Annotated in this window: 13 protein-coding genes; 3 read left to right on the top strand and 10 right to left on the bottom strand. The window is 45.2% G+C overall.

Going from position 1 to position 14,878, the window contains the following annotated elements; all coding sequences use genetic code 11:
* Positions 1-80 precede the first annotated feature (80 nt).
* Entirely contained in the window at positions 81-809 is a 729-nt protein-coding gene (locus QTN94_RS07325) for a hypothetical protein (protein WP_331427303.1), read from the top strand.
* A 201-nt stretch (positions 810-1,010) separates the two neighbouring features.
* On the opposite strand, the gene QTN94_RS07320 is transcribed toward QTN94_RS07325, so the two are convergent.
* The 8 genes from QTN94_RS07320 to QTN94_RS07285 form a co-directional block, all read right to left on the bottom strand.
* Positions 1,011-2,645 carry an FGGY-family carbohydrate kinase gene (locus QTN94_RS07320; protein ID WP_331417716.1) on the bottom strand — a complete coding sequence of 545 codons (1,635 nt, stop codon included), beginning with the start codon at positions 2,643-2,645 and terminating at the stop codon, positions 1,011-1,013.
* An 11-nt stretch (positions 2,646-2,656) separates the two neighbouring features.
* A complete protein-coding gene (locus QTN94_RS07315; RefSeq protein ID WP_331427302.1) occupies positions 2,657-3,616 on the bottom strand; it encodes an ABC transporter permease in 960 nt (319 codons plus the stop codon).
* A 3-nt stretch (positions 3,617-3,619) separates the two neighbouring features.
* Complete coding sequence (locus QTN94_RS07310) at positions 3,620-4,618, bottom strand: ABC transporter permease (protein ID WP_331417718.1); 999 nt, start codon at positions 4,616-4,618, stop codon at positions 3,620-3,622.
* Entirely contained in the window at positions 4,611-6,104 is a 1,494-nt protein-coding gene (locus QTN94_RS07305) for a sugar ABC transporter ATP-binding protein (RefSeq protein WP_331427301.1), read from the bottom strand. Before QTN94_RS07305 ends, QTN94_RS07310 begins: the two co-directional genes overlap by 8 nt.
* Before the next feature lie 62 nt (positions 6,105-6,166).
* Entirely contained in the window at positions 6,167-7,141 is a 975-nt protein-coding gene (locus QTN94_RS07300) for a substrate-binding domain-containing protein (RefSeq protein ID WP_331417720.1), read from the bottom strand.
* Positions 7,142-7,729: 588 nt separating this feature from the next.
* Positions 7,730-8,038 (bottom strand): c-type cytochrome, encoded by a 309-nt coding sequence (locus QTN94_RS07295; RefSeq protein WP_331427300.1) that lies wholly within the window; start codon positions 8,036-8,038, stop codon positions 7,730-7,732.
* Between the two features lie 74 nt (positions 8,039-8,112).
* Positions 8,113-9,120, bottom strand: a complete 1,008-nt coding sequence (gene ltaE, locus QTN94_RS07290) for a low-specificity L-threonine aldolase (protein WP_138972642.1) — start codon at positions 9,118-9,120, stop codon at positions 8,113-8,115.
* Positions 9,121-9,131: 11 nt separating this feature from the next.
* On the bottom strand, positions 9,132-9,656 hold the full coding sequence (locus tag QTN94_RS07285; RefSeq protein WP_138972641.1) for an NUDIX hydrolase: 525 nt from the start codon (positions 9,654-9,656) through the stop codon (positions 9,132-9,134).
* Positions 9,657-9,930: 274 nt separating this feature from the next.
* Between QTN94_RS07285 and QTN94_RS07280 the strand changes: the two genes are divergently transcribed.
* Together QTN94_RS07280 and viaA are read left to right on the top strand one after the other, a co-directional pair.
* Complete coding sequence (locus QTN94_RS07280) at positions 9,931-11,595, top strand: ATPase RavA domain-containing protein (RefSeq protein ID WP_138972640.1); 1,665 nt, start codon at positions 9,931-9,933, stop codon at positions 11,593-11,595.
* A gap of 9 nt (positions 11,596-11,604) precedes the next feature.
* Entirely contained in the window at positions 11,605-13,050 is a 1,446-nt protein-coding gene (gene viaA / locus QTN94_RS07275) for an ATPase RavA stimulator ViaA (RefSeq protein ID WP_331427299.1), read from the top strand.
* Positions 13,051-13,083: 33 nt separating this feature from the next.
* Here viaA and emrD read toward each other — a convergent pair whose 3' ends face one another.
* Positions 13,084-14,289 (bottom strand): multidrug efflux MFS transporter EmrD, encoded by a 1,206-nt coding sequence (emrD, locus tag QTN94_RS07270; protein ID WP_138972638.1) that lies wholly within the window; start codon positions 14,287-14,289, stop codon positions 13,084-13,086.
* Positions 14,290-14,499: 210 nt separating this feature from the next.
* Entirely contained in the window at positions 14,500-14,808 is a 309-nt protein-coding gene (locus tag QTN94_RS07265) for a cysteine-rich CWC family protein (RefSeq protein ID WP_138972637.1), read from the bottom strand.
* Positions 14,809-14,878: the final 70 nt, after the last annotated feature.

Here is a 14,878-nt window from a genome sequence, read left to right as displayed (position 1 = left end):
GGTAAAAAACAAGGTGATTTAACCGTAGAGCCTGCGCCAAAAGAATTTGGCACTCGTCTTATTGAAGTGAGAATCGACTAATGAATAATGATCAAAGTATAGAGTCTCTTAAGGAACAACTTTATAACGTTGAGGTAACGTATTCTTGGGAGCACAAAGGATGGGGCGGAAAATACGAGTATCTATGGCGGTGGGGAGTGGCGATATTGGCTGGGTCGCTGTTTCCCTTATTCTTATTAATCGTAGAAGACGATGCAATTCATCAACCCGGTTTTTGGTTGTTTTCCTCATTTAGTTTAATAATGACTTTTGTATCTAGATACCTTTTTTTCCCTGATAAACATCGCTGCTATCACTTAACCTCACGGGGTATTCATTACACAGAGCAAGATATGATCCCAGAGGTGGCTTATAAAATCGTGCGTGGTTTTGCGTGGGTGGGAATTGTGGTGTGTTTTATTGCGGTTTTGTTACTTGGTCCGTTGGCGCTTGTCGGTGCGGGGGCATTTGCACTGATGTCATTTGGGATGACCAATTTTCAGCCAGAGGTAATTAAATCTTATCTTCTCATGGACGAACGTAGCGTCGCTTTTAATCTAATAAACGATGGTGTCGTTTCATTTACAACCCCAGATATAGGAACTCTTGCTTACTCCGGTGATATTTTTATATTCCCTGAGCAAAAAGAAGAGTTACTTGCTTACTTAAAAAAGACTTTTCCCAACATAGAGATCGTCAAAATCAAAAGACTTAATGACCAATATAAACACCCTGTTTATCAGCAAGATGAAGAGAGTGCAACGGAGTAACGTTCTCGCTTTCTCACAGAGTGATTAAATTTGGGCGGCACCACGGATGATACCATCACGGTACTGGTTAGCATGCCGTTTAATTGGCAAGCATCAACAACTAAATTATTTATCTAAGGGGTGAGTGAGCCAATGTGATGGTATCGTTTATCTGTACCCAGAAGTAGAAAACCCAAGGTGGTGAGCCTTGGGTTTGGTGTTTTAAAACGCTTCCATTAGACGTTTGTATTGAACATCGTCCTCATACATTTTGTGGAAAATTTTGTACTTAGCATCATAAAAGTGTTTTATTTTCTCTGTCTGAGGCATCACGCTTTTGCTTATCCGACTCATCGCATTCATTGCATCTGGAATATCACTGTAGAACCCTGCGGCAACGGAGCCCAACATTGCAGAGCCAAGAAGTACGGCTTCACTCTCTTCTGGTAGTAGGATCATACAGCCAGTCGCGTTAGCATGTTCTTGTAGAAAGACACTGTTTTTCGTACCACCGCCACAGGCCATAATGGTATCGATGTCATAGCCTGAGTCGTTCATCACTTCGATAATATGGCGTGTGCCGAGGGCGATGCCTTGAATGGTTGCAAGGTACTGAAATGCCATATCATCTAGCGTTTTTGACATTTTTAGTCCGGTGATTGTGCCAGTTAAATGAGCATTCGCTCTCGGTGAGCGGTTGCCATGGAAGTAAGGTAGAACATGAATGTCTTTTGTCAAAAATGCGATGTCTTCTTTGTTACCAGCAAGTTCCAATAAGCGATCGTTTAATAGCTGATAAACGGTTTTGCCTTGTTTATCGGCTAGCTCCTTAGTGTTTTTGTACAGTGGGTGAGATGTGATGATATGGTCGATCAAAGCACCTGTGGCTGATTGCCCGCCTTCGTTGAGCCAGTAACCCGGGATCATTGCACTGTAGTACGCTCCCCAAATGCCATCAATGAATCGAGCCGCCTTTGATGCCGCCATATGGCAAGACGAGGTTCCACCGATCAGAGCGAGACGTTTATTAAAGTCGGCTTTCTCACCCGTCATTCCAGAGGCACCAAGAACACCAATACCACCCGCATGGGCGTCAATAATGGATGTGCCCACGGCGGTTCCAGGGGTTAAACCTAAGTCATCGGCGGCGTGTACAGTTAGACCGTCACCGACAGGTTGGCCCATAGGAAGAATTCTGTCACCAATGGTTTGTGCATTGTCTTCCAGTAGGTCTTCTAAACCAATTAGTTCGAAAAAGCCTCGATCCCATTTATTTTCATGGCCAAGGTATGTCCATTTACATACGGTTGAGCAAAGGGAGCGACTAGCATCGAATGTTGCTTTCCAAGTTAAAAAGTCGGGTAGGTCGAAGAAGTAACCCGCTTTTGCCCATGTATTTGGCATGTTTTGCTTGAGCCAAAGCAGCTTAGGTGTTTGCATCTCTGGTGAGATACGGTTGCCCACATAAGCCAATACAGGATGCTGAGTTTTGTTGATCCGATCGGCTTGAGCAATGGCGCGGTGATCCATCCACATTACGACGTTTTGTTCGCTTCGCCCAGTAGGACTCACCGTGAGCGGCTGGCCGCTTTTATCCAACACGACTAATGAACAAGTCGCATCGAAACCGATGCCTTTGACTTGGATAGGGTCGATGTTGGCTTGGGATACCGCATCTTTAACCGCAAGACACACACATTGCCAGATGTCATCGGAAGATTGCTCAACGAAGTTAGCTTGAGGTTTGAACATCATGGTGTCGCGTTTGGCTTCACCCACTTTACGACCTTGTGCGTTAAAGACACCCGCACGCGCGCTGCCACTGCCTACATCAACGCCGATAAAATAAATACTCATATACTACTCCGTTAAGCCTTATTTTTTTGTAAGAAGATAAATAAGATCAAGATGCCGCCCCATAGCGCCATAGTGAGATAGCTGCTCACTCCCAGCAAATTAAAGCCACTTTCTAATGTTTGTAATACGATAAGTGCAAGACCAATTCCGATAATGCGTCCAAAGCCACCATCTGGGTTAATTCCCCCGAGTACTGAAGCGAGAATTGCCGTCAGAAGATAGGATTCTCCGTAGCCAGCCTTTGCAGAGTTGAATTTTGCCATCATTACAATGGCTGCGACCCAGCAAAGCACAGAAGAGATGACATAAACGTACAAGGTTGCTTTTTGTGTGTTGATACCGGAGAAATGGGTGGCTTTTTCATTGGACCCCATCAGGTAGATAGTTCGACCTAAACTGGTGTGCTCCAATAGTGCCCATAAGCCAATTGCAAAACCTACAAACAAGATCAGCGGCATAGGTACGCCAAAGATTGAGCCGTTGCCGAGTACCAAAAGGGTTTTAGGGAAACCTGAGATAACACTACCGCCAGAGATTAACACGTTAAGACCATTAATCAGGGTCATTGTCCCTAAGGTTGCGAGTATTGGTGAAACGCCAACGTACGCGATCAATGCACCGTTGAGCAAGCCGATGACTGTAGCGGTAATCAGGCCTCCGAGAAGTGCCAAGACAAGCATTGTTGAGCTATCAGGCGCTTGCGTAATGATGCTTGCCATTATTAATCCACACGCGTTGGTTGTTGCAATGATCGACAGGTTGATACCGCCCGTCAGCATGCACACAGCCATTGCCAGTGCGAGTAAACCGAGCAGTGGCATTTGCGATGACATCGATTGTAAGTTATCAATGGAGAAGAACGCTTGTCCACTTGAGAATGCCATAACGGCGAGGATGCCAGCTAAGATCACCAGTAAGTAACGAATGTTCTTGTCTGTCGGCAGCTTTAAACTATTTAGCACTTGTTCCATGGTTTATGCCTCTTGTAGTGCTTGTTTTTTCTCATTGATTGCCGTCATACTGATGCTGCAAACAATGATTAAGCCAGTTACGACCGTGTGCCAATATGAAGGTACACCAAGTAACGTCAGACCGTTCTTAGCAACGGCGAGCAATATCACCCCAAGTACAACGCCAAACAGCGTACCTTTGCCTCCTGTCATACTTGTGCCACCAAGTACAACCGCAGCTAGTACCGTAAGCTCAAACCCCATAAGAGAGTTTGGAGCGACTGATTGGGTTATTTGGGTTTGAACCACAGAAGCAATGCCTGCAAGTGCTCCCATGTAGCCATAAACGAACAGATTAATACCAAATAGGTTAATACCAATACGACTCGCCGCGTCTGCGTTACCGCCGACCGCGTAAATCTGACGCCCCAAGCGTGTCTTAGACATCAGGAATGAGGTGAGGGCAATCATTGCTACTAAGGTTAAGATTGGCAGTGATAAGCCGTAGTCATAGCCGTCGCTACCGGTAAATGTGAATAGCTCAATACCATCCATAAACCAGTCAGGAAAACCGTACAACCATTCGCCGTTACTAAAGTAAATCAGTAAGCCAAAGAACACGTTCAATGTTGAAATGGTAATGATGATCGCTGGCACCTTGAGTTTGTAGACCAGTGTAGCGTTGATCATACCAAGCAACACACCCACGACGGTTGCAATAGCAAACGCAATCATGAAGTTACCACCAATCGTCAAAATGTATGTCGCGGTGATGTACTGTGCAATCGCAGCACTGGCTGGGAATGAGATGTCGATGCCGCCAGCGATAAGTACGACAAACAAACCACAAGCCATGATGCCTAGCAATGCCGAGCTGACGGACATGTCAAAGATGTTTCCAAGAGTGAGGAAATCTTCTGAGGCAAAAGTCAGCACTGCGACAATCAACACAATCATCAATGAGAGGTAGAACTCATGGCGTTTGCTGAATGAAGATAAGCAACAACGAAACTGGTTAAGCATTGACTGCCTCCATGATTTGTTGCTCAGTAGAGTGAGCAGGTTGGAAATCATGAGTAAAACGTCCTTCTTTCATCACAATCACGCGATGACTGTTGTAGAACACTTCGGGGATTTCATCGCTGACCATGATGATTGCCATTCCTTTTGCGGCAAGATCTTTTGCGATGGTGTAGATTGCTTCTTTATTGGCAACGTCGACACCCACGGTTGGAGAGTCAAGGATGAGCACTTCTGGCTCTGCGGCTATCCATTTTGCGATAGAGATACGCTGCGCATTACCACCAGATAAACTGGTTACTGGGAGTTTTGGATCCGCGACTTTGATGGACAATGAAGAAATCAATCTATCGACGAGCTTGTTTGCCTTTAGATGGTCAAGAAAACCTGAGGGCTTCTCAAGTCTGTGCATTACTGAGGCGGTAATGTTGTCTTGAATCGCTTGTTCCATCACCAACCCAGTCGACACGCGGTCTTCAGAGACATAACCGATACCTTGAGAAATCGCGTCACGATTAGATTTGAATGTGGTTGGTTGGCCGTTTATGCGGATAACACCGCTGTCTGGTTGAGTCATGCCGAACAGTGCCATGCACAATTCGGTTCGTCCTGCGCCAAGTAAGCCGGTAATGGAGACGATCTCTCCTGCACGAACTTGAAATGAAATGTCGTCAAATTGGCCACGTTTCGACAGATTTTCTACTTCAAGTTTAACGGCACCTTGCTGGTGGTAATCGGCAAGAGGAGTGAATTCGAATCGTTGTCCGGTCATTAGAAAAGCCAATTCGTCACTGTCTACTTGGTCAGCTTGATAGGTTCCGATGGTGCGGCCATCACGAATGACAGTGATTCGGTCGGAGATCTCCATTACTTCATCAAGCTTGTGGCTCACAAAAACCACAGTGACGCCTTTGGATTTAAGGTCTGCGACCACGTCGATGAGGTGATTCACTTCGGTGCGAGTGAGTGAGGCGGTTGGCTCATCCATGATCATTAATTTGGCATCAGATGCCATAGCTCGGCAAATGGCGACGAGCTGACATTCGGCAATTGAAAGCTGCTCAACGCGTTTATTCAGTGGTAATTTGACCCCTACTTTTGCCATTGCTTGAGTTGCAATGCTCTGAATACGCCTCTGTTGCACCAGTCCTTTTGTCCATTCTACATGATCCTGAATGGCAATATTCTCTGCGACAGTTAAGTTTGGGAATAGGGATAAGTCTTGGTAGATAACTTGAATGCCGTGTTCAATTGATTGTTGTGGGGTGAGTCGAGAATAGTGTTTGCCCGCTAATGTGATCTCAGCGCCTTTCTCTGGTGCGTGAACGCCAGATATCACTTTAAATAATGTGCTTTTCCCACAGCCATTTTTGCCGGCTAGGCAGTGCACCTCACCTTGATTGAATGTTAGGTTTATCCCATCCAATGCCTTGACGGAACCAAAGTGCTTGGATACTTGCTTGAGGGTAATAAAAGGAGTTCCAGACATGATCATTTCCAATAAGGTTGGGCGGCGTTGCACCGCCCAATTTAAAACAGAATTTGTTTAGCTTAGAAACCAAGCTGACGTGCGTTGGTTTTATCCACTTCTAGAATCTTGTTAAACTTGATCACGCGGTTTTGCGCATCGATTTCTGCATCGCCTAGGCCTTGGACATTGACCCCTTGAGATACGTCTTTGCCTTCGAGCATTTGTTTAGCAACGGCAACCAAGGCGTAGCCCGCATCTGCAGGGTTCCACAAGAAGCCTTTATCAATCTCGCCACGAGCTAAGTACGGAGCAGCTTGGCTTGGCATCATAATACCGACGACGCTGATTTTGTCTTTTGCGCGTTTCTTCTTAATGGCTTCACCTGCACCGATGCCACCTAATGAACCGTAAGAAACGATGCCAGCCATATCTGGGTGTGCTTTCATCAGGTCATTCGTTGCGGCATAAGATTGATCGATGCTTTCAGCAACTGGCATACGGCTAGTGACTTCATACATTTCTGGGTAGGTTTTCTTTTGGTAATCGATAGCTAGATTTGCCCAGTTGTTATGCAGTGGCACCGTTAATGAGCCAACATAAACCGCGTAACCACCTTGCTTGTTCATATTTTTTGCAAGCTCGTCCATGGTTGCTTTCGCGTAGGCTTGGTTATCAATCGTTTCGATATCCCAATCCGCACCATGTCCATCTGGTGACTCATGGGTTAACACGATAATCCCTTTCTCACGAGCTTTTTTAAATACTGGTTCCAATACAGTTACATCATTCGGAACCACAGTAATTGCATCAACGCCTTTGGCAATTAAGTCTTCAATAATTTTAACTTGTTGCGCTGGATCTGGAGTGGAAGGACCAAGCTGGCGAGCTGTCACGCCGAAATCCGTAGCTGCTTGCTCGATCCCTTTGTTCATTTGGTTAAACCAAGGAATGCCAGACACTTTAACTACATTTACGATTTCATAATCTTTAGCTTGAACGCCAGTAGCAGCAAGGGCTAGCGTTACAGCTGCCGCTTTCAGTAAGACCTTTTTCATCTTCATCAATCCTTTATTTGTTATGTGTAGGGTAAGTTGAACCGATGAGATGATCTTAAGGTGTATTTCAATAGAAGATTGAGCACCAGAGATTGAATTGTGATTCACACACGTTAATGAAAAATTTCCTAGTAAATTATGTTAAATAATTGTGATTATGGAAGTGTGACGTAATTTAGGGATCAGTTGTTATTATTGTGGTTATCAAAAATATAACAATTAGATCATTTTGTTTACGCACGTGTTGGGTTTTGAAAATGAGGGCAGATGGTGATGAGCAGAAAAGGCTCTTAATGAGAGATTAATTGATAAATGGGGGATTTAATCACAATAAATAGCAACTTGATAATTTGTTACATGGCTTGTGAGTGATATTTATCATCTGCGCTCATGAAAAGAATAAGAAAGAACACAGGCGGTTTGTAATTATATAACGAATACTAGTGTGTTTGGCTTGATCAATTAGGCTCAATTCGCTGGTAGTAGAGAAGTAAGATGGGCGCACCGGCTATCTACAGCATTCAGCGTCTTTTGGTATTACGGTGGGGAAAGCATCCCGAGGAAAAGGCTTTGTTCTATTTGCCGACGTTAGTTTTGACTGGAGAAGTAAGCGGCAATGTCTTTTAGATCTTGATCATTAAGGCGCGAAAGCTGACCTTTCATCATTTCTGCCAGTGGTCCAGTCCGATTACCTTGCTGATAATCTTTCATAGATTGGTATAGATACTGAGCGTTTTGACCATTGATGTTAGGGTAAGACGGCTTAACCGCTTTCCCTGTTTGACCATGACAAAAGACGCAGCTTGGCGCTTTGATTTTGCCCAGTTCTGGGTCGCCGAATGATTCAGCTTGAGATAAGGGAGGCAATAACAGTAGAAGTAAGAAGACTCTTGCCATCAGTTGAGCTCGGTAAACAATGATGGTGCTAGAATAAAGCTTCCCCTAAGGGGAAGCTCAAGAGTTTGAAGTCATTATTGGCTGTACTGTGCCAGTTTTGCTAGCAAAGTATCAATATCTTCGCCTGTGACGTCTTTATGAGTGACGAAGCGGATTGGATTTCCTGGTGAGACTGTGATGCCATCGTCTGCCAGTTTTGCCGCGATCTGTTTGATATCAATGTTCTCATCGAGTTTGGCAAACACAATATTCGTTTCTACCAACTCTGGTTTAACATGATAACCATCGATCTTGCTTAGGCCTTCAGCAAGACGTTTAGCGTTGGCATGATCTAACTTGAGTTGTTCAACTTGCTCAGTTAATGCGAGTTTGCCGGCCGCTGCCAAAATACCGGCCTGACGCATACCGCCACCGACCATTTTACGTAAGCGACGAGCTCGGGCGATAAATTCGCTGCTGCCTAGCAGCAAAGAGCCAATCGGTGCTGCGAGTCCCTTTGACAAGCAGATAGTCATAGAATCAAAGTATTGGGCAATCTCTTTAACATCGATATCCAGTGCGACTGCTGCGTTGTAAACACGCGCACCGTCAAGATGAAGCATTAAACCGTGGTGATTAACAAACTCTCGCGCTTGTGCCAAATAGCTAAGCGGTAGCACTTTGCCATTAATGGTGTTTTCGAGGCTGAGTAATTTAGTTCGGGCAAAGTGTGAGTCATCCGGTTTGATCGCTGCTGCTAGCTTTGCAAAATCGAGCGTCCCGTCTGGGTTGTTTTCAATCGGCTGAGGTTGAATTGAGCCAAGTACTGCGGCACCTCCAGCTTCGTACTTATAGTTGTGCGCTTGCTGACCACATAAATATTCGTCACCGCGCTGACAGTGAGCCATTAAGCCAAGTAGATTCGCCTGAGTACCCGATGTGGTAAATAGTGCGGCTTCGAAACCGTGTCGCTGCGCAGCCCATTGCTCCAACTCATTAACGGTTGGGTCATCACCATAAACATCATCACCGACAAGCGCTTCACTCATCGCTTTGCGCATTGCTTCGGTTGGTTTGGTTACGGTATCAGAACGAAAATCCATAAATTAATCTCCTAAATATATCCACATAGCTTGGCTTTGCTTAAACACGCGATCGTTTTAGCATCGGTGATTTCGCCTTGAATGATTTTTTGTTCGAGTTGTTCTATCGATAGCGAGATAACGTCGATGACCTCATCTTCGTCGCACTGGTAACGTTGTGTATGGCTCAGATCTTTCGCGACGAATAGGTATTGAATTTCATCACAGAAACCCGCGAGAGGTGTTACCTGTCCTAGAGATATCATGCTTTTTGCGCTGTAACCAGTCTCTTCTTCAAGTTCTCTGTGGGCACAAACCTCGACGGGTTCGCCACTCTCTAGCGTTCCAGCGGGTAACTCCAGAAGCCATTTTTTCAATGAAGGTCGGTACTGATTGATAACAATGATCTGTCCATCGTTATCGATCGGAAGAATCACAGTCGCTCCAGGATGAGAAATGGTGGTGTGGGTGATGTTTTTGCCATTGGGAAGCGTCAGATTTTCTTCTATCAAAGAAATGCTTTTCCACGAATGGATAGTTTTGGTTTGATTTTCCATTGAATCGCTTTATTCGTCCATAGCTCTAGACTCGCCTACATTACAGCTTCGGCTTGCAGAGATAAAGATCAATTCCATTCCTAGTTGCTGAGTAGGTTATGCAGAACAGTGATAAAACTCTCAAAAGTGCAAACATTGATTTCAAGGCGTTACGTAAAAACCGCTTCTGCTATAAAGATCCGTCCAATCAAACAAACGCGCTTGTAACAAAATGCTAACAAATGTATAAAATTATACATACAAAGTTTCAAGGTGTACCTAGGAGAGCACGAAAATGATTAGCCCAAATCGAGTGTCTCACTCACAAAAAGCGTTGCTCTCTGAACGGATCAGTAAATTGGCTCAAGCGCTTTCTGATGGTGTGTATGAAAGAGAAGAAACCATCAAGCTCTGTTTGCTAGCAGCGCTAGCGGGTGAAAGTGTTTTCTTACTTGGCCCTCCGGGTATTGCCAAGAGTCTGATTGCGAAACGTCTTATTCAAGCCTTTGACAACTCTTCTTATTTTGAATACTTAATGACCAGATTTTCGACGCCTGAAGAGGTGTTTGGCCCACTTAGTATTCAGGAACTCAAAGACAACGGTCGTTATCTACGTCTAACTGAGGGCTATTTGCCGACAGCGCAAGTGGTGTTTCTTGACGAAATCTGGAAAGCAGGCCCAGCAATTCTTAACACGCTACTTACGGTGGTTAACGAAAAAACGTTTAAAAATGGCAGCGATATCCATCGAGTACCAATGCGTTTGTTGGTGTCAGCCTCCAATGAACTACCGGATGAAGATAGCGGGCTAGAAGCGCTATATGACCGAATGCTAGTACGAGTGTTCGTCAATCGCATTCAGAACAAGAACAACTTTAAGTCGATGTTAACGGTTGGTACACCACAAGAAGCCGCTATTCCGGAAGGTCTTGCGATTACCGATGAAGAGTATCATCAGTGGCAGTCCGAACTGGATAAACTTGAATTGTCAGATGAGGTGTTCGAAAAACTTTTCGAACTGAAAACGATGCTAGAGAATGCGGCGACCTCAACAACGGGAGGCGATGTTGCCGATACCGACATGTATGTCTCAGACCGTCGCTGGAAGAAGGCGGTAAAACTCCTTAAAGCGAGTGCTTATTTCAACGGTCGTGATTCAATTAATCCTCTTGATTTACTCCTGCTGCAAGATTGTTTGTGGAACAGTCCTGAATCACGTGATGTTGTGCGTAATGTCATCAAGCAGTTTGCTCTTAATCACGCGTTTGACCAACAGGAAGTCGAGCAACAAATCACCCTGTGTCGCGAAGAGCTTGGCGATATTCAAGAAGCGCTGGAGTCACAATTTGGCATAACACTGGGTACAGAAACAACAACGGGTCTGATTAAGAAGCAGATTCACAGCTACGATATTTCAAATGCCAAGAGCTACAAAGTTGGCAGCGCATTTGATTTGGTCAAGTTGGTTTTACTCCAAAGCAATATGTCGGTTTCCGAATCGGAGAAGGGCGACAGCCGTTGGGTATACGTGCCTAAGAATGAGTTAGAGCGAGTGATTAAAGATGGTCAGGGTGATGTCTATGGCTATGTTAATCAGAACACCAATATGTGTCGTCTGCGCTTCGACCTCGATGCGGCGAATAATCTTGTTATCAAAGATATTGCTAATCGCGCTGTGTTGGTCTCTGTCGTAACCAACAAGGGGCTAGATGAGTCACTTTATCAAGAGTGGTTAACTAAGTCAGAGCAGGCGATGTCACAGCTAGAAAATGCCGAACATCACTTACGCAAAGTTCGCTCTAACTTCCATGGTGCGTTACCACACGGCTTTATTGATCAAGAACTACCACGAGTAATGGAGGCGAGCTTGCAGAACCTTCAACAAGTATTGGAGTCGACCAAGTCTGAATGTGAACGTACGGTTTTCCGTTTTAAAAACTTAAACCAGTTTTTCTCATAAGGAGCCGATATGTTAGGTGCCGACGGATTAAACTTAGCTCTGGCCATCGCCGACTCGGGAATTATCGATTCTGCGGTGAACGATCTCATTGCTCGTTCACAAGTGATGGTGATGGCAGAGAATCGCGGTGTGAAAAGCTCGGTTAAAAATCACCTGCTTAAATGGCGTGGCAGCGTGAAGAAACGCATCACTAAAGTGTGTGAAACAGAACGTTTTCAGCAAGAACTGGCGTTGTATCAGGAAGTGATTCATTGGGATGAAACACAGTTCTTTGAAGAGATTCCTCAAGTGATCACAAAGCTAGAATGGCATTCCGCGTTCTATCTAAAAGCCCGCCGTTTAATGGAAAAAAATAAGGGTCTCAACAACCCTATGTTTCCCCATTACTTTTGTGATCAATGGTACCAAAGCCTTTCCGATGCTTTGCGCCAGGCTCAGTTAAATGAGCTTGAAGTCAGCAAAGAGAAAGTCCTCAAAGACCTCTATCAGCGCATGGAAACCATGAAAAACATGGATAAAGTGACGGAAGAGGGGGACGAAGGCAGTGTGGGTCGATTGTGGGATATGGCGTCCGCGAAGCTAAGTAAATCTGACTTGACAGTGATGAAGCGTCATGCGGAATTTCTGAAAAAGAACAAAGGCTTGCAAGAAATTGCTGAGCAGCTTGGTCGAATGGCTGGGCAAGTTGATGATCCAGAGCTACAGCGCGCACCAGCAGAAGAGTTGCAAATGGTCGAAGAGAAATCCGACGAAGCAACAGATGATATTGTCGGCATTCACCAGAGTGACGATCTCAACAAGCTACTGCCTAATGAAACCATGTTTCTTGCCTATCCAGAGTTGGAAGTGGTGTTCTACAAACATTTAGTCGATAAGCGATTGATGAACTACCGCATGCAGGGCAAATCAAGAGCCCTGCGCAAGATCCGAGCACAACAACCAGACCACAAGCAAGTTGATGTTGAAAAAGGGCCATTCATCGTTTGTGTTGATGCGTCTGGTTCAATGAGTGGCTTTCCAGAGCAGTGTGCAAAGGCGATGGCCTATGCCTTGATGCAAATTGCCTTGGCTGAAGACCGCGAATGTTACGTGATTCTGTTTTCTACTGAGCAGATAACCTATGAGTTGACGAAGCAAGATGGTCTGCGCGAAGCGAGTGATTTTCTTACTTACAGCTTTCACGGTGGTACGGACTTGGAACCTATGCTGATGAAGTCGATCGATTTGATGTGCGGCGACAAATATCGCAATGCTGACATGGTGGTTATTTCTGACTTTATCGCACCTAAGCAGTCAGATGAGATGGTGCAACAAGTCGAGAAGCTTAAAGCGCGTAAAAATCGATTCCACGCGATCAGCTTATCAAAGTATGGCAACCCTCAGTTGATGTCGATGTTTGACCACACGTGGGCTTATCATCCGAATCTCGTCGGTCGCTTGATGAAAAAATGGTAGATAAAAAAGGAGCGCGATGCGCTCCTTATTACTTTAGATCGCCAGTGGCATTTCGTTAGAGGGATCGTGCTTACGGTAAACACGAATCAGACCGAGCAAAGCGACAATTGACATGACCAACATCAGTGCGCCGAGCGGCATCTGGTCCGGTGCAGGAATCATAGATGCACCAAGGGTTGCCAATCCCGCGCCCAAGTTTTGCATTCCACCGAGTACCGCACCACCTGTTCCAGCATGATAAGGCAAAGGTGATAGCGCACCTGTCGTTGCTGCTGGGAATAATATGCCAGCGCCTAAAAAGTAGATGGTCGCACCGCCAATGAGCGTTAAGGCACTTGTTTGACCTAGTAATCCAGGTAACAGAACCACGAGTGAGCCAGCCATAATAGCGACCAGTCCGACACTCAAAGCGTGTTTTTCATTTTTTCTCGTCGCGATAAAGCTTGATAACGCGGCACCAACCAAGTAACCCGGAATCGGTAGGACAAACAGTAGGCTGACAGTCGTTGCTGGCAATTTCAATACGCCACCCAGCAAGACACCCGCGGCAGCTTCAAAGATAGCAATACCTGAAAATGTTGCGACTAAGCAGAGCAGATAACCTTGAAAACGGCGATCTGACAATACATAACGATAGCTACTGGTGACTTTCTCATAACGACGTTTTTCACGAGGCAGGGTCTCGATAAAGCTTGTCAGCATTGTAATCACAACAGCAATACCAAATAGCGCTAAGAACATGTAGCTTGAACGCCACCCGAATGATTCGGTGAGATAGCCACCCAAAACCGGAGCAATAAGAGGTGAAAAGATCACGCACATGCTAATCAAGCTATTAACCTTGTGCAGCTCGCTGCCATCAAACAGATCGCGAGTTAGCGTGCGAGACATAGCACCACCACAACCGATGCCTAGGCCTTGGATAAAGCTACCGGCTAGGAACCAATCGTAGTCGTGGGCAAATAGAGCCACAAGTGTGCCTGCGATATAGATCAGCAGTCCTGCAACGATGATTGGTTTGCGCCCCAGACGGTCTGATAGCGGTCCATATACGAACTGCGAGAAACCGTAAGGGATCAGATAGCAGGCCATTACTGCTTGAAGTGCAGATGGACTAACTAAAAACTCATTTGCCATATGGCCAATAGATGGCACGTACATGGTTTGAGTCATTTGACCCACAGCAGTCAGAATAGCAATTAGAAAGGTTAACTTAATTACTTGAGCAGAGGCGGACATTTCTACAACACCTAAAATCAACGCGAAAAACATTAGCCTTGCAGTAGCAAAGCTAATAACTAAAACAAACAAAGGGGACTATCAGGCGCGAGATATTAAGGGGGCTTTCAGTTTCTATCAATTAAAAAGTGTGAACTGACGCAAGATAAAAATTTAAGATTTGGATTAGAAAATCTAATTCAAAAATATTATATGCTGGTGGATGAGTAATTATGCGATGGGCAGACTAGATAGGCATTTGCGACATAGGCAGAGGTCATTATTATCCAGTTTAGAGGTATCGCGTTTTTCGATAGCAAAGCACCAGCAAGTCGCTTTACCCTGACTGATATCGCATTGGGCTGCTTGGTTGCATGAAGGACAAGTATGGCTGGCGTTTTCACCACTGAGATTCGCCATGGTCTCATCCCTGTCTTGATCACTCAAATGTCGCCAGTTCACTACTTCATCTATCGTACGGTAGCAGCCGCTACATATACCTTCGTTATTCTTACACGCAGCGATACACGGAGTTTTCACGTTATTTCCATCTTGTTGGTGACAAATCTAAGTTGGGACTATACCGAGTTCTGCCGCTAACATCAAAGCT

Origin of the sequence: Vibrio sp. M250220 (assembly GCF_036533795.1) — a bacterium.
Classification (GTDB): Bacteria; Pseudomonadota; Gammaproteobacteria; order Enterobacterales; family Vibrionaceae; genus Vibrio.
The sequence above is the reverse complement of the archived record's forward strand: the minus strand, read 5'-3'. Positions and strand labels throughout refer to the sequence as shown.

Bases quoted from the DNA above. Each gene is read 5' to 3' on its own strand.
- QTN94_RS07325 (WP_331427303.1), top strand. From the start codon at position 81: ATGAATAATGATCAAAGTATAGAGTCTCTTAAGGAACAACTTTATAAC.
- QTN94_RS07320 (WP_331417716.1), bottom strand. From the start codon at position 2,645: ATGAGTATTTATTTTATCGGCGTTGATGTAGGCAGTGGCAGCGCGCGT.
- QTN94_RS07315 (WP_331427302.1), bottom strand. From the start codon at position 3,616: ATGGAACAAGTGCTAAATAGTTTAAAGCTGCCGACAGACAAGAACATT.
- QTN94_RS07310 (WP_331417718.1), bottom strand. From the start codon at position 4,618: ATGCTTAACCAGTTTCGTTGTTGCTTATCTTCATTCAGCAAACGCCAT.
- QTN94_RS07305 (WP_331427301.1), bottom strand. From the start codon at position 6,104: ATGTCTGGAACTCCTTTTATTACCCTCAAGCAAGTATCCAAGCACTTT.
- QTN94_RS07300 (WP_331417720.1), bottom strand. From the start codon at position 7,141: ATGAAAAAGGTCTTACTGAAAGCGGCAGCTGTAACGCTAGCCCTTGCT.
- QTN94_RS07295 (WP_331427300.1), bottom strand. From the start codon at position 8,038: ATGGCAAGAGTCTTCTTACTTCTACTGTTATTGCCTCCCTTATCTCAA.
- ltaE (WP_138972642.1), bottom strand. From the start codon at position 9,120: ATGGATTTTCGTTCTGATACCGTAACCAAACCAACCGAAGCAATGCGC.
- QTN94_RS07285 (WP_138972641.1), bottom strand. From the start codon at position 9,656: ATGGAAAATCAAACCAAAACTATCCATTCGTGGAAAAGCATTTCTTTG.
- QTN94_RS07280 (WP_138972640.1), top strand. From the start codon at position 9,931: ATGATTAGCCCAAATCGAGTGTCTCACTCACAAAAAGCGTTGCTCTCT.
- viaA (WP_331427299.1), top strand. From the start codon at position 11,605: ATGTTAGGTGCCGACGGATTAAACTTAGCTCTGGCCATCGCCGACTCG.
- emrD (WP_138972638.1), bottom strand. From the start codon at position 14,289: ATGTCCGCCTCTGCTCAAGTAATTAAGTTAACCTTTCTAATTGCTATT.